The sequence below is a fragment of the Rhodococcus sp. SORGH_AS_0303 genome (assembly GCF_030819335.1).
Classification (GTDB): domain Bacteria; phylum Actinomycetota; class Actinomycetes; order Mycobacteriales; family Mycobacteriaceae; genus Rhodococcoides.
Map to the genome: position 1 here is coordinate 3,387,928 of NZ_JAUTBO010000001.1, position 18,892 is coordinate 3,406,819.

Annotated in this window: 21 protein-coding genes and 1 tRNA gene; 7 read left to right on the forward strand and 15 right to left on the reverse strand. The window is 68.4% G+C overall.

Going from position 1 to position 18,892, the window contains the following annotated elements; genetic code table 11:
- Window positions 1–15 precede the first annotated feature (15 nt).
- Window positions 16–1,608: an ABC-F family ATP-binding cassette domain-containing protein gene (locus tag QE449_RS15900; protein ID WP_027504048.1), complete on the forward strand. Its 1,593-nt coding sequence runs from the start codon at window positions 16–18 to the stop codon at window positions 1,606–1,608.
- A 12-nt stretch (window positions 1,609–1,620) separates the two neighbouring features.
- Here the strand turns inward: QE449_RS15900 and QE449_RS15905 are convergent, their stop codons facing one another.
- Window positions 1,621–2,835, reverse strand: a complete 1,215-nt coding sequence (locus tag QE449_RS15905; RefSeq protein WP_307109134.1) for an EAL domain-containing protein — start codon at window positions 2,833–2,835, stop codon at window positions 1,621–1,623.
- A gap of 158 nt (window positions 2,836–2,993) precedes the next feature.
- On the opposite strand from QE449_RS15905, the gene QE449_RS15910 reads away from it, so the two are divergent.
- Window positions 2,994–4,253, forward strand: a complete 1,260-nt coding sequence (locus QE449_RS15910; RefSeq protein WP_307109135.1) for a serine/threonine-protein kinase — start codon at window positions 2,994–2,996, stop codon at window positions 4,251–4,253.
- Window positions 4,254–4,299: 46 nt separating this feature from the next.
- Window positions 4,300–4,638, forward strand: coding sequence for a hypothetical protein (locus tag QE449_RS15915; RefSeq protein WP_222627582.1), 339 nt, complete (start codon window positions 4,300–4,302; stop codon window positions 4,636–4,638).
- Between the two features lie 22 nt (window positions 4,639–4,660).
- Here the strand turns inward: QE449_RS15915 and QE449_RS15920 are convergent, their stop codons facing one another.
- Both QE449_RS15920 and QE449_RS15925 read right to left on the reverse strand, forming a co-directional pair.
- Complete coding sequence (locus QE449_RS15920; RefSeq protein ID WP_027504051.1) at window positions 4,661–5,077, reverse strand: hypothetical protein; 417 nt, start codon at window positions 5,075–5,077, stop codon at window positions 4,661–4,663.
- A 24-nt stretch (window positions 5,078–5,101) separates the two neighbouring features.
- The gene (locus QE449_RS15925) at window positions 5,102–6,031 is read right to left on the reverse strand and encodes a glycoside hydrolase family 43 protein (protein WP_051612951.1); all 930 of its coding nucleotides are present in this window, start codon (window positions 6,029–6,031) and stop codon (window positions 5,102–5,104) included.
- 176 nt (window positions 6,032–6,207) lie between these two features.
- Between QE449_RS15925 and QE449_RS15930 the strand changes: the two genes are divergently transcribed.
- The 3 genes from QE449_RS15930 to QE449_RS15940 all read left to right on the forward strand — a co-directional run bounded on the left by QE449_RS15930 (window position 6,208) and on the right by QE449_RS15940 (window position 9,180).
- A complete protein-coding gene (locus QE449_RS15930) occupies window positions 6,208–7,437 on the forward strand; it encodes a DUF3500 domain-containing protein (RefSeq protein ID WP_373428306.1) in 1,230 nt (409 codons plus the stop codon).
- Window positions 7,438–7,485: 48 nt separating this feature from the next.
- The gene (locus tag QE449_RS15935) at window positions 7,486–8,412 is read left to right on the forward strand and encodes an aldo/keto reductase family oxidoreductase (RefSeq protein WP_307109136.1); all 927 of its coding nucleotides are present in this window, start codon (window positions 7,486–7,488) and stop codon (window positions 8,410–8,412) included.
- A 252-nt stretch (window positions 8,413–8,664) separates the two neighbouring features.
- Complete coding sequence (locus QE449_RS15940; RefSeq protein WP_307109137.1) at window positions 8,665–9,180, forward strand: VOC family protein; 516 nt, start codon at window positions 8,665–8,667, stop codon at window positions 9,178–9,180.
- 139 nt (window positions 9,181–9,319) lie between these two features.
- Here QE449_RS15940 and QE449_RS15945 read toward each other — a convergent pair whose 3' ends face one another.
- The 7 genes from QE449_RS15945 to QE449_RS15975 all read right to left on the reverse strand — a co-directional run bounded on the left by QE449_RS15945 (window position 9,320) and on the right by QE449_RS15975 (window position 13,974).
- A complete protein-coding gene (locus QE449_RS15945) occupies window positions 9,320–10,000 on the reverse strand; it encodes a haloacid dehalogenase type II (RefSeq protein WP_307109138.1) in 681 nt (226 codons plus the stop codon).
- Window positions 10,001–10,062: 62 nt separating this feature from the next.
- Window positions 10,063–10,893 carry a GAF and ANTAR domain-containing protein gene (locus QE449_RS15950; RefSeq protein ID WP_307109139.1) on the reverse strand — a complete coding sequence of 277 codons (831 nt, stop codon included), beginning with the start codon at window positions 10,891–10,893 and terminating at the stop codon, window positions 10,063–10,065.
- Window positions 10,894–10,910: 17 nt separating this feature from the next.
- A complete protein-coding gene (locus QE449_RS15955; protein WP_307109140.1) occupies window positions 10,911–11,162 on the reverse strand; it encodes a hypothetical protein in 252 nt (83 codons plus the stop codon).
- Entirely contained in the window at window positions 11,159–11,356 is a 198-nt protein-coding gene (locus tag QE449_RS15960) for a hypothetical protein (protein WP_222627594.1), read from the reverse strand. Before QE449_RS15960 ends, QE449_RS15955 begins: the two co-directional genes overlap by 4 nt.
- Window positions 11,357–11,555: 199 nt before the next feature.
- Window positions 11,556–11,629: transfer RNA gene (locus tag QE449_RS15965), tRNA-Leu, on the reverse strand.
- 29 nt (window positions 11,630–11,658) lie between these two features.
- A complete protein-coding gene (locus tag QE449_RS15970; protein WP_307109141.1) occupies window positions 11,659–12,498 on the reverse strand; it encodes a sulfurtransferase in 840 nt (279 codons plus the stop codon).
- 42 nt (window positions 12,499–12,540) lie between these two features.
- Window positions 12,541–13,974: a short-chain fatty acid transporter gene (locus QE449_RS15975; RefSeq protein WP_056447560.1), complete on the reverse strand. Its 1,434-nt coding sequence runs from the start codon at window positions 13,972–13,974 to the stop codon at window positions 12,541–12,543.
- Between the two features lie 146 nt (window positions 13,975–14,120).
- Here QE449_RS15975 and QE449_RS15980 point away from each other — a divergent pair, with 146 nt between their 5' ends.
- Window positions 14,121–14,465 carry an MmcQ/YjbR family DNA-binding protein gene (locus QE449_RS15980; RefSeq protein WP_222638284.1) on the forward strand — a complete coding sequence of 115 codons (345 nt, stop codon included), beginning with the start codon at window positions 14,121–14,123 and terminating at the stop codon, window positions 14,463–14,465.
- Here QE449_RS15980 and QE449_RS15985 read toward each other — a convergent pair whose 3' ends face one another.
- The 5 genes from QE449_RS15985 to QE449_RS16005 all read right to left on the reverse strand — a co-directional run bounded on the left by QE449_RS15985 (window position 14,466) and on the right by QE449_RS16005 (window position 18,793).
- Complete coding sequence (locus QE449_RS15985) at window positions 14,466–15,413, reverse strand: Ppx/GppA phosphatase family protein (RefSeq protein WP_285188168.1); 948 nt, start codon at window positions 15,411–15,413, stop codon at window positions 14,466–14,468.
- Window positions 15,410–15,925, reverse strand: coding sequence for a DUF501 domain-containing protein (locus tag QE449_RS15990; RefSeq protein ID WP_307109142.1), 516 nt, complete (start codon window positions 15,923–15,925; stop codon window positions 15,410–15,412). Before QE449_RS15990 ends, QE449_RS15985 begins: the two co-directional genes overlap by 4 nt.
- 48 nt (window positions 15,926–15,973) lie before the next feature.
- Window positions 15,974–16,555 carry a septum formation initiator family protein gene (locus tag QE449_RS15995; protein ID WP_307109143.1) on the reverse strand — a complete coding sequence of 194 codons (582 nt, stop codon included), beginning with the start codon at window positions 16,553–16,555 and terminating at the stop codon, window positions 15,974–15,976.
- Window positions 16,556–16,563: 8 nt separating this feature from the next.
- Window positions 16,564–17,859, reverse strand: coding sequence for a phosphopyruvate hydratase (eno, locus tag QE449_RS16000; RefSeq protein ID WP_027504061.1), 1,296 nt, complete (start codon window positions 17,857–17,859; stop codon window positions 16,564–16,566).
- Between the two features lie 178 nt (window positions 17,860–18,037).
- Window positions 18,038–18,793: a lytic transglycosylase domain-containing protein gene (locus QE449_RS16005; protein ID WP_027504062.1), complete on the reverse strand. Its 756-nt coding sequence runs from the start codon at window positions 18,791–18,793 to the stop codon at window positions 18,038–18,040.
- Window positions 18,794–18,892 lie beyond the last annotated feature (99 nt).

Genomic DNA, 18,892 nt, shown 5'->3' on the forward strand with positions numbered 1-18,892 from the left:
GGTAGCGTCGTCGCGATGAGCTGGATTCGCATGAACGACGTCACCGCCGGGTACGAGCAGAAAGTCGTTCTCCGCGAGGTGTTCTTCCGTCTCTCCGACGGAGACAGGGTGGGCCTCACCGGCCGTAACGGGTCGGGCAAGACCACGCTCCTGCAACTGCTCCTGGGTCGCGTCGCGCCGGACTCCGGCACGGTGGACGTCACCGAGGGTGCTCGGATCGGCTACTTCTCCCAGTTCTCCGAGCTCGACGGCGATCGCAGCATCACCGCCGAACTCGAGTCGCTCTTCGGGGACATCAGGGCGGTGGAGACCGAACTGGCCGAGGTCGAGACGGCGCTCGGAGGCGACATCGACGAGAAGGAGATGTACCGCCTCGTCGACCGCCAGGCCGAGCTGCTCGAGCAGATGGAGGTCGGCGGTGGATGGACGTACCACCAGCAGATCGACACCGCCCTGTCGATGCTGGGTTTCGACGCCGAGCGTCGAGAACTGCCGGTGGACAAGCTGTCCGGTGGATGGCGCAACCGAGCCGCGCTGGCCCGCATCGTCCTGGAATCACCCGACGTCCTCCTTCTGGACGAGCCGACCAACTTCCTCGACGTCGCCGGGATCACGTGGCTCGAGCGGTGGCTCCGTGACTTCCGCGGCGCACTGCTCCTCGTCTCCCACGATCGCCATTTTCTCGAGCAGGTGGTGACCACCATCGTCGAGATCGAGAACAACCGGTTGCACACCTACGACGGGAGCTACTCGGAGTACGTGCAGCAGAAGCAGTTCCGACTGAAGAACCTCGAGAAGGAGTTCAGCACCGAGCAGCAACTCCTGGCCTACGAGCAGGACGCGATCACCGACCGGAAGGAAGCCGCGAAGAATCCGAGCGGCGTGCTGAAGCGGCGACTGGCGTCGATCAAGAAGAGCAAGACCCCTCGACCGGTCGATCAGATCATCACGTCGATCTACAGCGGACTGCACGTGCACGACGACCTCTGCGTCGTCGACGGCGTCACGAAGGGGCACGGCGGCGATCCACTGTTCGCGGATCTCTCCTTCGAGATCCATCGGGGCGACCGCATCGCGATCACCGGCCCCAACGGCTGCGGGAAGTCCACGCTCCTCGACGTGCTGACCGGGCTCGCACCCGCCGACTCCGGAACGGTGAAGTGGAAGGTCAAGGCGCCCGCGTTCATTCACTACAACACGGTGCTCGCGAACCTCGATCCGGACGACACCGTCACGCACGCGGTCAACGCGATGCCGGACAGTCTGGCACTGACCGCGACCCGGAAGGACGTGGCACGCTTCCTCGCTCTGCTGCAGTTCTCCGAGGCCGAACAGAAGCAGCGCATCGGAACGCTGTCCGGAGGTCAACAGGCACGCGTCGCGTTGGCCCAGTGTCTCCTGTTCGGAGCCGGCGTCATCGTGCTGGACGAGCCGACGAACCATCTCGACCTCCCGAGCGCGCACGTCCTCGAGCGAGCGCTGACGGCGTTCCCCGGGGCCGTCGTGGTGGTGAGCCACGACCGCTTCTTCATCGAGAAGGTGGCCTTCCGCCAACTCGCCTTCGACGGCCGGGGCGGAGTGCAGAAGATCGCCGGCGTGCAGATGTAGCCCGGGGTTCGCTCAGCGCGGCGGCACCCGGTGCAGAAGCAGCGTGGCCGCGTCGAGCACCTGATCACGGTCGCGGGTGAGTCGATACTCCACACACGGCTCCCCGTCCGCGGTGCACGGCACCGCGGTCAGCGCCGCGGCGAATTCCGGGTCCACCACCACGATCGAGTGTTCTCTCGCCAGCGGCTCGCTCTGTCCGATCACGACGATTCGATGGTGGCCGGCCAGCGATCGCGCGTCTCCCGCGGTGAACAGCACGGTCAGAGCACTTCGCTCGGACAGCTGATCGAGCAGCTGCCGCCGAGTCCCGATCATCGTCTCCGGCTCCGGGACCGTGACGAGCACCAACGATGTCGGCCCACACTCCAGGGCACGACGGAGCAGATCCGCCTCCAGGTCGGCCAGCGCGGCCGGGGTGGTCCGCACCGCGGACCCGCGGCCGTGAGTGAGCCCGAAGGGTGTCACGGCCACCGGGGCACGCACCGTCACAGCGGGGCCGGCCAGCCCTGGATGCGGTCGACGCGGCACGGCGTCGAAACGCGGTAGCGGGCCGGGTGCGCCGAAGTACCAGCCCTGCCCCCACGAGGCACCGAGCTCGAGGGCGCGGGCCTCGTGCGCAGCATTCTCGATTCCCTCGGCGACGACGACGGAGCCCGTTCGCGCGGTCTCCGCGGCCACCGCGGCGAGGAGCGCGATCGTCTCCGGCGTGGAAGGTTGCTGGACCAGGCGCATCTCCAGCTTGACGACGTCCGGTCGCAGCAACGCCAGCAGCGCGAGGCTCGACGAGTCCGCCCCCACGTCGTCGGCGGCGATACGCCACCCCAGGTCTCGGGCGTGCGCGACCGCACGCAGTATTCCGGCCGGATCCGCCATCAGGTCACGCTCGGTGATCTCCACGACGATGGACTGGTCGGCGGCGTCCACGAGCGCACCGCGTGCAAAATCCGGCGGTGGGGCGTCCAGGGCGGCGGGTTCGGAGTTCACGAACAACGCCAGTTCACTCGGGAGTCCCGCTTCCGCTGCGCCACGCACTGCGGACACGCGGCAGAGCCAATCGAACTCGGCGGTCACACCCCGGCGCTCGGCCTCGGCGAACAAGTCCTCGGGTGAGCCGCCGGACGCCGGCCTGGTCAAAGCCTCGTAGCCGACGATCGAGCGATTCCTCAGATCGACGATGGGCTGATAGACGGTGTCGATCGGTCCGGGAAGAAGAGGGGGTGCGTCCACCACATGCCCTTTCCGATCCACAACTGCTCCGACGTCCCCACCCGGCCACACAGTGTGCCTCGAGTTCCGTTCGAGTCGGACATCGCGGCTCTGCGTGACCAATGGCCGACCCGCCCTAGGATCAATGCCCATGGTGAACCGGTCGACAGGTGCGATGAATGGCTGAGCAGGTGGCCGCACCCCGCATCGTCGCCGGTCGCTACCTCCTCGGACCTGTCCTGGGCCGCGGTGGCGTCTCGGACGTGTTCCGGGCGACCGATCGGACGCTGGGCCGGGCCGTGGCGGTGAAGTTGTTCCGCAGCGACGACCACACGCCGCACGACCGTCGACGCATCGACAGCGAGATGCGCACCCTCGCGTCGCTGACCCACCCCGGCCTGGTCACGCTCCACGACGCCGGCTCCGAGTCCGACGTCGTCGGCTACGACGGGCCCTACCTGGTGATGGAGTTCGTGGACGGCACCACGCTGTCCACGTTCCGCGCGGGCGGCACCCTGCCGCCCGAGGTGATCCGGCAGATGGGCCACCAGGTGGCGCAGGCACTGGCACACATCCACGCGTCGGGCATCGTCCACCGCGACGTCAAGCCTGCCAACATCCTGATCACCCGCGACGACGACGCGGGACTGCGAGCGAAGCTCACCGACTTCGGTATCGCGCGCATCGTCGACTCCGACCCGATGACCGAGCACGGCACCGCCGTCGGGACGGCGCACTACCTCAGCCCGGAGCAGGCGACCGGCGAGGCGACGGGGCCGGCCTCCGACGTCTACTCGCTGGGCCTTGTCCTGACCGAGTGCCTCACGGGACGAATGGTGTTCGAGGGCAGCGCGATCGCCGCCGCGATAGCCCGTCTGCATCGCGACCCGGTGATCCCCGTCGAACTCGGGCCTACGTGGGTGTCGCTGCTGACCGACATGACCTCCCGGACGCCGACGGCGCGCCCGACCGCCGCCGACGTGGCTCACCGGCTGCACACCCTCACCGAGGACACCGACACCGCGGTCCTCGCGACCCCGATGGCGACGCCGGCCGCCGTCGTGTCGGGCCGTCGATCCGCCGTGCCGTGGGTACTCGCCGCGCTGGGAATCTGCGCGGCGCTCGTCACGGTGCTCGCGATCCGCGGAGCGGGGTCGGACGGTGAACCGACGACGGAGCCGCCGCTGCCGAGCACGTCCGTGGTGGTCGAGACGACGTCGGAGCCGACGGCCACCCCTGTCCCGGTTCCCGAGACGGTCCCGGAGGTCGCGCCACCAGTCGTCGAGACGACGACGGTCGCTCCCGCACCCGTCGTTCCGCAACCCGCAGCACCCGGCAACGGCAACTCTGGCAACGGCAATTCCGGGAACGGCAACTCGGGCAACGGCAATCCCGGGAACGGCAACGGTAACTCCGGGAACGGTAATGGCAATCGCTGACTGATCACCCTCGTTTGTGGCGTGACAGCTCGGGTAGGCCGCACCCATGACTGCAGACGACGCGACCACACCACTACCCGACTACGACCAGCTCACGGTGGGGACCATTCAGCACCGTTGCCGAGCGCTCGATCAGGATCAGATGGAGCGGCTGATCGCTCACGAGCGCGATGCGGCGAATCGCCCTCAGGTCTTGAAGATTCTCACTGCTCGTCTCGGCGAACTGCGCGCCGGAGCCGAACCCTCCGGAGGGGACCCGTCCGCCGCTCCCGAGGTGTCGGACACCCCGCGGCAGTCGAACGTCGGTCCGGAGCACTCCCCCACCGACCACACGCCGCTCCGGCACGGCGTCGCGTACCAGACCCCGGCACGCGGCAAGCCCTGACGACGCTGGGTCCGCGCGGCGTTCACCGGTCGGTGTGCGCCCAGCGTCGTGCGCCGGCGAAGGTGCTCGCGAGGACGAGCACGACGACGATCGTCAGGGCGGACCACATGGTCACGGATGCGTCGAAGGAGAACAGCAGGCCTGCTCCCAGTGCGGCCGCCGTCGCGACCACCGCGCCGAGGGGAAGCGCCACTGCCACCGCCGTCGTCGTGCGCCGGACCAGAGGATCGGAGGTCAGCCTCAGCGTCAGGAACACGGCGAGCAGCGCGAGAACGTATGCCGCCGCGACGCTCCCCACGTAGAGGATGAGCAACCCGTCCACGGGGAACGCCACGGACGCGTCGGGCGGCAGACCGACGAAGGCGGACACGATCCACAGCAGCCCGGGCAGCAGACCGAGCAGGACACCGGTGAGTCCCGCGGCGACGACTCGTCCCACGTCGTCAGCGACGTCCGGTGCGGATCACGCGGGTTCTCGCATCACACCGAAGTGCCGCGCGGTTCCGGACACCCCGGGCAGCTCCTGCACCGGGGACCATGTGGCGAGACCGTCCGTGCTGTCGGAGTACAGGTACTTCCCGTCGATGTAGGCATCGAGGTAGATGCGCCACACGTCGTTCGGCAGCTGGACCAGAGCCGGACCCTCGACCATGGAACCCCACGCGCCGGGGGCGACGAAGCGGTAGGGCCCGAGCACGGTCGGCGCGACGGCATGCTCGACGAACTTCTTCGTCTCGTTCTTGGTGAACGCGTGGTACGTGGATCCGACCTTCACGATCGTCGTGTCGATGTGGTCGGCTCCGATCCCGTCGAGTGGCACCGGAATGCTCCACGAACTCAGAGAGTCGTCGAGTGCCGTCATCAGGTACGGCACGAAGCCGCCACCGGTCGACAACGACAGGACGACGTGCACCCTGTCGCCGTCGACGAACCATTCCGGAGCCCAGGCCTTGGTGACGAACGGCGACAGCGACGGGCCGTCGGCGAAGCCTGCCGACTCGGAGAAGAACGGGATGCGTGGGCCCTTGCCGTCTCCGGTGCCGGGCATGAACGCGCAACAGAACGGCACCGGCTGGGTACCTGTGAACGTCCAGTTCACCCGGTCCGGGCTGCGAGCGAAGCCGATGTTCGCACCGTCGGCCGTCGTGTAGGTGAGGCGGTACGACCCGTCGGTGTGGCGAAAGATGCTGGGGTCCCGCATCAGTCCCGACGGCGGTCGGAACGCGGACGTACGCTCCGGCGTGAACGTGGTCCCGTCCGACGACCGATACACGTCGAGGTCACGGTCGCTGGCATTGCTGAACGCGACCATCGTGTAGGTCCATTCCGCTGGAGCGGCAGCACTGCTCGCCGGGGCGGCGACGAGCAGGCTCGCCACGGCGAGAAGCACCATCGGTAGGCCGGACAGTCGCCTGCGTCGGAGGGTCGTCACCGATGCAGTCTCCCAGTCCCATCTGTCTCATCTGCACCATGATTCACATCGGTGCGGGATCGTTACGCAGGTCGTTCACAGGAAACGTCCAGCGTCCTCGCACCGCGGGTGCAGGAAGCATTCGTAACGTCCGACCCATGATGTTCTACAGAACCCCCACACCCGCCGGCTTCCCGCGAGGCGGCCGCACGGCCCTCGCCTCTGTTCTCGTGGCCGGCAGTCTGCTGCTCGGCGGCTGCAGCGCCGCCACCGAGAACGCGGCGACACCGGCCTCCGCCACCACGAGCCAGGAGGCCGCCGTGTCCACCGCCTCCGTCACCGAGGGCGCGACCACCACCGCGGCCACGATCAGCGACAGCGCCACGGCCGCCGAGGCCTTCCTGGCGACGCTCACCGACGCGCAGCGCGAGCAGGTCACCTATGCCTACGACGACGAGACCAAGACGACGTCCTGGTCCAACTTCCCCGTCACGTTCGTCGACCGCGCCGGCCTGAACCTCGCCGACCTCACCGACGAGCAGCGCGCCGCCGCCATGACCGTGCTCGAGTCGATGCTCGGCGACGACGCCTACTCGACCGTCACCGGCATCATGGGCGGCGACGAGTACCTGCACGAGAACAGCACCTCCACCGAGGACTCACTCGGCCAGTACTACATCGCCTTCTTCGGCGACCCGTCCGACACCAGCGCCTGGGAGATCCAGTTCGGCGGACACCACCTCGGCATCAACGCCACCCTCGACGGCGCCGCCGACGCCGTCACCTTCGCCCCCACCCACCTCGGCGTCCAACCCGCCGAGTACACCACTGCCGACGGCACCGACGTGCAGCCGTTCGACGGCATCTACACCGACGCCTTCGCCTTCTACGACAGCCTCACCGACGAGCAGAAGACCACCCTCTACCAGGGATCGGACGTCGCGGCCATGGTGTGCGCGCCCGGCAGCACCTGCGACTTCCCCACCGGCAGCGGACTTTCCGGCGCCGACCTCACCGACGAGCAGAAGCAACTGCTCCTGCAGGTCATCGCGAACTGGGCCGGCATGGCCGACGAGGAGACCACCGCCGACGCGCTCGCGACCATCGAGGCGACGCTCGACACGACCTACGTGAACTGGTCCGGCGCGACCACCTACGACATGAGCCAGGGCGACGGAATCCACTTCCAGATCAGCGGACCGGACGTCTACGTCGAGTTCGCAGCACAGCAGGGCTCGGCCGGGGCGGACGTCGCGGGCGTCACCACCTCGGGGTGGGGCCACGTCCACACCATCTACCGCGACCCGAGCAACGACTACGCGAACAGTGTCACGCAACAGGAGTCGACCGGAATGGGCGGCGGCGCGATGCCGGGTGGGGGCTTCTGACGATTCCACGGTTGCGCCGGGCGGTTCGCGGCGGGTAGTCAGGTGCAGATGAAGACCTACGAGCTACCCGGCACCGATCTCCGCGCGTCCAGCGTCGTGCTCGGCCTCATGCGCATCGAGACGCTGAGCGACGAGGAGATCCGAACACTCGTCGGCACCGCGCGTGATGTGGGAGTGTCGGTCTTCGACCACGCGGACATCTACGGCAGCGATCGTCACGCCTGCGAGCGCAGGTTCGGCGACGCCGTGTCGTTCGCGTCGGATCGAGACGACGTCATCGTCCAGAGCAAGGTGGGCATCCGAGAAGGGTTCTACGACTTCTCGTCCGAGCACATCCTGACCACCGTCGACGAGTCTCTCGCCGCCTTGCGTACCGATCACCTCGACGTCCTGTTGCTGCACCGGCCGGACACCCTCGTGGAGCCGGCCGAAGTCGCGGCGGCCTTCGACACGCTGCACACGGCGGGCAAGGTGCGGCATTTCGGAGTCTCGAACCACACTCCCGGACAGATCGAGGTGCTGAAGACCGAGGTGCGACAGCCTCTGATCGTGAACCAGGTCCAGCTGAGCATCACGCATGCACCGCTCGTGGCGGCCGGTCTCGCGGCGAACATCGCCGGGCTCGAGCAGTCGGTCGACCGCGACAACGGTCTGCTCGATCACGCGCGACTGAACGGCGTCACTCTGCAGGCGTGGTCACCGTTCCAGAAGGGGACGTCGGACGGCGTGTTCCTCGGTGATCGCGAGAACTACCCCGAACTGGACGACGCGCTCCGCGAGCTCGCCTCCCAGTTCGGAACCACGCCCACCGCGATCGCCACCGCGTGGATCACCCGGCACCCGGCGAACATTCAAGTGGTGCTCGGAACCACCAACCCCGGCCGCGTGCGGGAAGCTGCCGCCGGCTCGGACGTGGTTCTGAGCCGGGAGCAGTGGTACCGCCTCTTACGCGCTGCAGGGCACACGTTGCCGTGACGCCGGTGAACCATGCACTCCCGAACACCGGGATTCCCGCGCCCGCAGGAGAGAATCGTCTTCGAACACCCCTCAGCAGCACATCGACGAGGAGCAGCGCATGCGCCCGCACGTCCACCTCAGCGGTCAGCTGATCTGTCGGGACGATGCCGAGTCGGCCGTCGTGTCGGAGTGTCTGCCCCGCCATGTCGAGCTGACGCGGGCCGAGCCGGGCTGCGTGTCCTTCGACGTCCAGCAGAGCGACGACCCCTCGTGTGGCAGGTGGACGAGTACTTCACCGACGACGCCGCCTTCGCACGACATCAGGAGCGAGTCTCGTCGAGTGAGTGGGGCAGACGGACGGCGGGCATCGAACGGCGGTACGTCGTGGAGCGCGAGCGCGACGTCGCCCCGACGACGAGGGGGCCGTTACCCACCGCAGGCATCTCTCTGGATTGTGCCGATCCGGAGGAACTCGTTCGGTTCTATCTGGCCCTCCTCGGTGGTCGTCGACTCTGGGGTGACGACCAGGCGTCCGGGATGCGCACCGATGAGGGGCTCGTCCTGGTGGCGCAGAAGGTCGAGGAGTACACACCTCCCGAGTGGCCCGGAACCGCCGTGGTGCATCTGGACATCGACGCGGGCTACGACCTGGCCGGTGCAGTCCGGTACGCAGAATCCTGTGGCGCGCGACAGTCCGAGTCACAGGTCGATTCTCGGTGGGCTGTTCTCCTCGATCCGGCCGGACATCCGTTCTGCATCACGACGATGGTGTGGTCCGACCGATGACGAGTCCGGCGCGGTGGCCCCAGCGCTCGATCGGGCGGTGGGATCCGGTGCAGCAGTCCGCGCTGTACGCGGTTCAGTGCACCGGATTCGCTCTGCGCGGCCGGCGTGCCGCGTTTCGTCGTCGATTGGCAGTGGCTGCTCACTCGTCGGTCGAGTCGAACAGTGCACGCACCACACCGTCGAGCGTCTGCGACGAGACGTCGGCCTCGCCGAAGGCGGCACTGGGCACCTTCTCCTCGCGGCGGCACCATCCGGTGCGCATTCCCACGCGTCCTGCGCCCTGGAGATCCCAGGAGTGCACCGCCACCATCGCGCACCGGTCCGCGGTGACTCCGGCGCTCGACACCGCCAGCTCGTACGGCGCCGCTGCCGGCTTCCACGCGCGGACGTCGTCGATGCTGAGCACTCGTTCGACCCGATCGGACACACCCGCCCGGTCGAGGAACCCTGCTGTCGAGTCCGCGCTTCCGTTGGACAGGGTGAACACTCGCGCACCACTGGCGACAGCGGCGTCGAGTGCCGCGACGACGTCCGGGTGCGGTGTCGTCTCGGCGAACCCTCCGACGACGTGCTCGATGTCGGCGTCGGAGACGAACCCACGGGTGTACGCCCGCAGAGCGGACGATGCCACGACGGCGAACGGCTCGTACGCACCGGACAGGGTCAGCGCCATGCCGTCACGCAACAGGTGCGCGAACCATCCGTCGAACGACGACGACGGCGGCGCCACCGAGATGAACCTGTCGCGTACGATGCCGAGATCGGCGAGTGTGCCGACCACATCGAACACGACGACATCAGGACCAACGGGTTCTGCCATGCCACCGGCGTACCCGACGCGGGGAGACGCCAACCCCGGGCCCCATCCGTGTCGCCGAACTGTCACCCGCCCGCCGCCACCCGGGTGTGCGCGGTCATGAGGACGGTTCCCACAGTGGACTCGAGTCCCTCTCCCAGTGGTTCAGCACTGAGATCGGCGAGGATCTGTCTGCACAACAGCCGAACTGGAGTATTCGTCTCCTGCGACCGCCACCTGATCAGTGCGAAAGCCTGATCGTCCGTGATGTCGAGGACGACCAGGACGATGCCCTTGCACTGATCGATGACCGCGCGTGACTCGAGCGCCGCTCGAAGACCGTCCACCTGACGTTGGGCGTCGTCGGCTCGCCGGGCGATCGCGAGCAACGACTCCACCACGGTGACACAGATCGTCGACGTGTCCGCGTCCGCGTACTCGAACCCGTGATCGCTCCGGCTGTAGAGGTTGAGAGCCCCGTAGCGCTCATCGCCCACCGACACCGGTGTGGACAGGAAGCTCCGCATTCCCGTGTCCGCGTTCCGTGTCCAGAACTCGGGATACCTCTGCGCGGCAACCCCGCTCGTCACACGGACCGGCGTCCGGGTCGCCGCGGCCTCCAGGCACGGGCCCTCGTCGGCGTCGTACTGAGCACGGTCGACAGCTCGGACGCACCCGTCGGTGACCACGATCGTCACCGGTCTTCCCCGTCGAATGACTGTCACGCCTGCCGCGTCGGCTCCGGGTACGGCGTCGACGAGGTTGTCGCACATCTGTTCCAGCGTCGCGTCCACGTCTCCGATGGATTCGAGGAACGAGGTCATCTTCCCGACCACCTCGGCGACGGAGGTCAGAGCCGCATCCGAGGGGCTCCGAGCCATGTGCCGTGCGTCGTCCTCACAGTGCTTCTCGAGCATGAGATCACCGAGTCCTTTCAGGGCTCGTCGGTTGCCGCGTCTCCGGTGTCCGATCGGGCCACGCCCACGGTGAATCCATTCGCCAACTCGTCGAGCACTCGCTCCGCTCGCGCGGCGCGCCAGGTGTCACCGCATTCGAGCAATCTGTCGCGGTGCGATGCGAAGTGGGCGCTGAGCAACGGGATGAGGTCGACCGGGATGTACATCGATCCCCGTGACGGCCGGGCCTCGAACACCTGGTCCACCTCGACGCCGATGTCCCCGGTCATGACGCATCGCTCAGCGTCGCGGGCAGCCCGCCCCCCGTTCGACGACGCTCGGCGAGCAGTCGCTCGAGTGCCATCAATCTGAACACCTCTTCTGCGGGGGCGTTCTCTCGTACGGCAGCGCGTCGTCTCTGCACGATCGCCACCACGTCGTCGACGTCGGCCGTCCGGTCCATGTCGTCTGCTCTCGACACCATGGGGTTCTCCCTTTCCGACACCGGACGAGTCGTGGAACAGTCGGGCCGATGCCTGGTCTCCGGCCGTCGCCCGGCCGGGAACGAGCGCGCGGCTCAGTGCGTCGACCGCGCTGGGTCAGGTCGATACCCGTAGGGAGTTCCTGTAAACACCACGAACGTATCGACGTGACGTGGCGAGAGGACGGAAGGACGGTGTCGGTGCCCCCACCGGGACTCGAACCCGGAACACAAGGATTTTAAGTCCTCTGCCTCTGCCAATTGGGCTATAGGGGCCTGCTCGCGGCCAGCCTATCGTGGGCCGTTCAGGAGACGCCTGGTCCCGTCTCGACCGGTCGCGCGGGATCCGACGACCACGCGGACCAGGATCCCGGGAACAAGGCCGCATCGATACCGGCGAGTGCGAGCGCTGCGATCTCGTGCGCCGCGGTCACACCGGAACCGCAGTAGACGGCCACCTCGTCACCGGGTCGAATACCCATGGTCGTGAACCGATCTCGCAGGACAGCAGGCGCAGCGAAGGTCCCGTCGACGGTCACGTTGTCCGACGTCGGCGCACTGAGAGCGCCCGGAATGTGGCCGGCACGGGGATCGACGGGCTCGACCTCGCCGAGGTACCGCTCCCCCGCACGTGCGTCCAGAAGACGGCCGGGGAATGTCGCGGCCTCGTCTGCCGTCACCGTCGGCAGATGGCCCTCGGACAGCGTCACGTCCCCAGCTCGCGGCGCCCTCTCCTCGCCCGACCGCGTGGGTAGTTCGGCCGCCTGCCACGCGCCGAGTCCACCGTCGAGCATGCGCACGGTCTCGACGCCCGCCCAGCGCAGCAGCCACCACGCCCGAGCCGCAGCCATGTTGCCGGTGGCGTCGTAAACGACGACGGACGAGTCGGCGTCGATGCCCCACTGCCGCGCATACATCTGCAGATCGTCGAGTCGGGGCAAGGGGTGCCGCCCTTCGGTGGGCTCCCCGTGACCGGCGAGTTCCGAGCCCAGGTCGACGAACACGGCGCCAGGGATGTGCGCGTCGAGATAGTGCTGGTGGTTGTCGGGATCACCGAGTGCCCATCTCACGTCGAGCAGCACGGGCGGACGCGGCGACGTCAGCGCTGCGGACAACTCCGACACGGTCACCAGGATCTCCGACATGGCGATCAGAGTACGACTCGGTGTGCCGCGCGCACCGCTCGGTCAGGCAGGGATCACGGGCGGCTCGAAGGTGAACGTCGTCCCGAGCAGCCAGACGAGCAGCAGCACCACCGGGAAGTGGAAGAGGAACTGCAGGAACGTGAATCCGATGAGATCGCGCGCCCGCAGACCCAGGACGGCGAGCAACGGCAGCATGAAGAACGGGTTGATCAGGTTGGGCAGCGCCTCGGCCACGTTGTAGATCTGCACGGTCCAGCCGAGGTTCATCTGCACGTCGGTGGCGGACTGCATGACGTACGGCGCCTCGACCAACCACTTGCCTCCGCCCGACGGGACGAAGAGTCCCAGGATCACGGTGTAGACGGCGATGACCACAGCGAAGGCTCCGCCACCGCCGACCTCGGTGAAGAACGTGGCCAGGTGCTCGGACACCGTGACTCCGCCCCGCCCTTCGGATGTGGTCAGAATCGCGGCCATCGCGGCGTACAGCGGGAACTGCACCAGGATCCCCGCCGTGGCGGGCACGGCCTTGGCGACGGCATCGAGGAACCGTCGCGGTGTGCCGTGCAGCACGAGTCCCAGCATCAGGAACACCAGCAGGTAGCCGTTGAGGCTGCTCACCACCGACAGCACGGGCTTCGAGAGCAGTTGCGACACCAGCCATCCCAGCGTCATCGCCCCGGCGAGGATCGGGAGGATGCGGCTGTACTCGAGCCACTCGCCCGGACGGGTGCGCGTCGGCGGCTCGGCGATGGTGTCGTCGAGGTTCACGTCCATGGCCTCGGCGGTCTTGATCGCCGCACCGGTGGGAGCGGAGAGGTGCGCGATGATCACCGTCAGCACGATGATGATCACGCACATGACCAGTGACTGCCAGGTGAAGATGGTGGTGCCGAAGTCCAGGACTCCGGTGATGCGGAGCAGAGCCGGCGGGAGCGAGCTCGCGGTGGCCTGGAGCTGCGCCGCGGACGACGACATGCCCAGTGCCCACACCGCGCCCAGGCCCATGAACGCCGCGGCGCCGAGCGCGCGGTAGTCGACGCTCAGATCGCGTCGCCGGGCGATGGCACGAGCGAGCAGTCCACCGAAGACGAGGCTGAGACCCCAGTTCAGGAACGACACCGAGCACGACATGAGCGCGACGAAGCTGACCGCCGTGCGTGGATTGTTCGGCAGCGCGGCCAGTCTCGTGATCAGCCGCGCCACGGGTGGCGACGTGGCCACGACGTACCCGGTGAGCACGACCATGGCCATCTGCAGAGTGAACGCCGTCAGGTCCCAGAATCCGTTGCCGAACGCGTCGACCACGTTCTGCGGCGACGATCCGTTCGCGAACGCGGCGATCGCCACCACGAGCACGCCGACCAGCGCGAAGATGTAGGCGTCGGGGAACCACTTCTCGGTGCCGCGGGCCAGTGCCTGGGCTGTTCGCGCCAGCCCCTTCTCCGCGGGTGCGTCGGTGTCGCGGACTGCCATGGTGACCTCCTGGTCGTCGAGCGATCGGTGTGTCGGGGACCACAACGGCCTCGATCGACCCTTCCCGTGCGTCCGCCCGAAGGCAAGAGGCATCACTGCACCCTCGATCTGCGGCGATGCAGGACTGCAGGTGGCACACTGCGTCCATGGCGACAGAGGACGACGTCCGACGTATCGCACTCGCGCTGCGCGAGGTGACGGAGAAGCCGTCGTACGGCACTCCCGGCTTCCGCGTGAAGGACCGACTGTTCGCACGGGTCCACGAGATGCCCGACGTTCTGCTGCTCCGCAGACCGAGCGTCGAGGACCGCGAGGCCCTCATCAGCTCGAACCCGGCAGCGTTCTTCACCACTGATCACTACGAGGGTCACGCGTCGGTGCTCGTGCGACTACCCGAGGTGGACGTCGACGAGCTTCGTGAACTGATCGAGGAAGCGTGGGAGTGCCGCGCTCCGGTGACCGTCAGGAAGCTCGGGCCGAGACCGGAGTGATCATCGCCCGGCGACGCTGAGAGCGATCCCGTCGAGGATGTCGTGCTCGCTCACGACCAGGCTGTCGATTCCGGCTTCGGCACCGATGTGTTCGGCGAGTGTGGCCGCGACGAGGGATCCTCCGCCGATGACGTCGACGCGACCGGGATGCATCGGGCCGAGCACGGCACGGTCCGCTCTCGTCATGCCGAGCAGACGATCACAGACGTCGCGCAGATCGGTGAACGGGATGCGCGACAAGTGGATCGCGTCCGGATCGTAGGCGGGAAGATTCTGTGCCACGGCCGAGAGGGTGGTCATGGTCCCGGCAACCCCGACCCAGGTGCGGGCATCTTTCACGGGTACCGCGTCGAACGCCGGCTGGAGGCGCTCCGAGGTGAAGGCCTGCCCTGCCCTGCGCTCGGACTCGGTGGGTGGATCGGTGCGCAGGCACCGCTCGGTGAGCCGAACACATCCGATGTCGGCGGAGAAGGCGGCGCGCACGCCGTCGGCATCTCCGAGCACCAGCTCGGTGGAGCCGCCGCCGAGATCGACCACCAAGAACGGCCCCTCGTCCGGATCCAGGTCGCCGACCGCCCCGGCGAAGGACAGACGAGCCTCCTCGTCGCCCGAGATGACCTCGGCCACTGCACCGTCCGCGACGGAGGCGAGGGTCCGGCGCGTCATGTCGAAGAACAGATCACGATTGTCGGCGTCGCGCGTGGCCGACGTCGCGACCATGCGCACCGCGTCGACACCGCCCAGCTCGGTGATGATGTCGACGTACTCGAGCAGCGCTGCCTCGGTGCGGTCGATCGCCTCGGGTGCGAACGACCCGGTCGCGTCGACACCCTGCCCCAGCCGGACCACACGCATCTCACGCGCGAGGTCTCGGAGACCGTCGTCGTCCACGTCGGCCACGAGCAGGCGGATGGAGTTGGTTCCGCAGTCGATCGCAGCGACCCTCATGCTCGGAGCTCCTCGATGGTGGGCCAGTCCGCGGGCAGGGCCGTGCCACGCAGGGGCCCCTCGGCGGCCAGCGCCACCGACTCGTCGCCCAGCGGATTGGCACCCGGCCCCTTGGCCAGCGAGTGCGCCATCAACACGTGCAGACACTTGACCCGGTCCGGCATCCCGCCGCCGGTGAAATCGGTTCCGAGCGACTCGATCTCGTTGCGCTCGGCCAGATACGCCTCGTGGGCACGCAGGTAGGCCGCCGCGAGCTCCTCGTCCTGCTGCAGCCGCTCGGTCATCTCGCGCATGACACCGGCGGATTCCTGGCGGCTCGCCTCGGCCGTCAGACGCGGATCCGTGAGGTAGTAGAGGGTGGGGAACGGCGTTCCGTCGGGCAGCTTCGGCGCCGTCCTGACGACGGCGGGACGGCCGTCCGGGGTGCGGTAGGCGATCTCGAGCACGCCGCGCGGCTCTCGTCCGAGCTGGGCGGACACGGCGTCGAGGTCTTCGCGCGACACGTCGCTCACTGGGTCTGACTCATTTCCGGATCGGGTGGATCGGCGTGCGCCGAGGCGTCACCGTGGGGTGGTCGCCGTGGACCACAGGTCGCTGTACCAGGGTCCGGGCGGGGGCGGCGGCGGATCGTTCTCGATGTCCGATCGTGCACGCGCGCCGGGCAACTGGACTTGATAGGGGGTCTCGCCGGGCATGACGTAACCGAGGCGCTCGCGTGCCTGTGCGGTGATGTAGGCCGGATCTTCTGTCTGGTCCTTGCGGATCTGGAGCTCGGCCACGTGCTGTTCCAAGGCCACTCGCTCGGCGGCCACCTGGGCGGCGTCCCCGCGCTGGGAGATGTACGTCCGCAACGGAACTGCGAGAGTCAGGGCGAGAGCGCAGATCACCACGGCGAGAACGACGGCCTTGCCCGTCGACAGGCCGAGGAACGTGCGCTCCTTCTTCTCGCCGCCGCGGCGGCGTCCGCGCCGACCGACCAGTGCGGCACCCTCGGTGACGACGTCGTTGACCGCGCCGGCGACGGTCCGGGGCTGCGAGGACCCGGACCCGTCGCGGCGCGTGGATCGACCGGGACGCGCGTCACGGCGCGGCGAACGGCCACCCGGCCGTGCCGCACTGCGTCGAGAGTCCCGGTCCGCCATCGGTGAGCTCAGCTGTCCTTCGAGGTGAAGTCGAGCCGCGGGAACGCCAGCTCGCCCGAGTAGCGCGCGGCGTCGCCGAGTGCCTCCTCGATGCGCAGCAGCTGGTTGTACTTGGCGACACGCTCGCTGCGAGCCGGGGCACCGGTCTTGATCTGTCCGCTGCCCACGGCGACGGCGAGATCGGCGATGGTGGTGTCCTCGGTCTCGCCGCTGCGGTGGCTCATCATCGTGCGGTAGCCACTGCGGTGCGCGAGATCGACGGCGTCGAGGGTCTCGGTCAGCGTGCCGATCTGGTTGACCTTCACCAGGAGAGCGTTGGCGGCTCCCTTGACGATGCCCTCCTCGAGGCGCTCCGGGTTGGTGACGAACAGATCGTCGCCGACGATCTGGACCCGGTCACCGATGCTGTCGGTGAGGGCGACCCAGCCGTCCCAGTCGTTCTCGTCGAGCGGATCCTCGATGGAGACGAGCGGGTACTGGTTCAGCAGGTCCGCGTAGAACGCCGACATCTCCTCCGCGGTGCGGGTGTTGCCCTCGAAGGCGTATCCCGTCCCGGCGGTGAAGAACTCGGTGGCGGCGACATCGAGCGCGAGAGCGATGTCGGAGCCCAGCGTGAGGCCGGTCTTGCCGACGGCCTCCGAGATGAGGTCGAGTGCGGCCTTGGTGCCCGCGAGGTCGGGGGCGAAACCGCCCTCGTCGCCGAGCCCGGTCGACAGGCCCTTGGCCTTGAGGACCGACTTCAGTGCGTGGTAGACCTCGGCGCCCCAGCGCAGGGCCTCCTTGAAGGTCGGCGCACCGATGGGGGCGATCATGAATTCCTGCACGTCGACGCCGCTGTCGGCGTGGGCGCCACCGTTGATGATGTTCATCATCGGCACCGGCAGGATGTGGGCGTTGGGTCCACCCAGGTAACGGAAGAGCTCCAGTCCGGCGGACTCCGCGGCACCCTTGGCCACGGCGAGCGAGACACCGAGCAGGGCGTTCGCGCCGAGGCGCGACTTGTCGGCGGTGCCGTCGAGGTCGAGCAGTGCCTGGTCGACCGTGCGCTGCTCGATGGCGTCGAGGCCGATGACGGCCGGCGCGATCTCGTCGAGCACGGCGTTGACAGCCTTCTCGACACCCTTGCCGCCGTAGCGATCGCCGCCGTCGCGGAGCTCGACGGCCTCGTGCTCACCGGTGGAGGCGCCCGAGGGCACCGCTGCACGGGTCAGCGTGCCGTCGTCGAGCGCGACCTCGACCTCGACCGTGGGGTTGCCACGTGAGTCGAGAATCTCGCGAGCTCCGACCTGTTCGATGATGGCCACGAATGAACTCCTAGTCAGGCGTTGAACACACAGCTTCGGGCGCGAACCGGTCACCCGTGGTCGGGCGCGGCTCGAAGACAGACTAGCCGCCGCAGCCGCCGCGCTCGATATTCGACGCGCAGGCGGGCAGGCCGGAGGCCGGTCGGTAATCGGGCGGGCAGGCCGGAGGAGGTCGACGTCAGGACGGCCGGGCACCGACGGAGTAGGCGGAGGCCGCGTCGCGGACGTCCCTCAGGTAGACCCCCGACAGGTTGTAGGCCATGAGAGCGGCCTGCCACCCCTCCGCGGTGGTGAGGTCTCCCCCACGGGCGCAGAGGTAACGCCCCGCGGTGAGCGCGGCGTCGTCGAGGTTGTCGGGGTCGGCGCGGCCGTCCCCGTTGGCGTCCACGCCCCACTTGCGCCAGGTCTCGGGGATGAACTGCATGGGTCCCATGGCGCGGTCGAAGACGGTGTCGCCGTCCAGTTCTCCGCCGTCGGTGTCGGCGATCTCCGCGTTGCCGGCGGTGCCGTCGAGGGGCACTCCGCGGATGGGCGGGGTCGCGGTGCCGTCGGGACCGACGGACGATCCACCGAAGGTGCCGTGACGACTCTCGATACGGCCGATTCCGGCGAGAGTGGTCCAGGCCAGACCGCACCCTGGTGACGAGCGGGCCATGACCGCGGCCGCGTGGCCGTAGGCCTCGAGCGCGGTGCGGCCGATTCCGGTGGGGTCGACCAGCGGTTCCGCCCAGCCGGCGAGCAGGTCGGCCGAGCGACCGGGCGCGTCCACGTCGATCGGCGGCAGGGGCGCTCCGGGCCCCGGCGGGATTCCCTCGGGGATCTCCACCGCGGGTCTGCCCGGATCCAGATCGAGGGCGCCGCAGCCGGAGACGACGGCGGCCGTGGCGAGCGCAGCCGCGACGACGCGGAGGCGCCGGGAGCGCGGTGGGAGCATGCCTCCATCATCCCGAGTCAAAGTAATAGAAGGGTAAAGGTCTTCAAAAGTCCTGGTCGGCGGCTGTTTCGCACCCCGAAGCCGGTGTATGTTCACCTT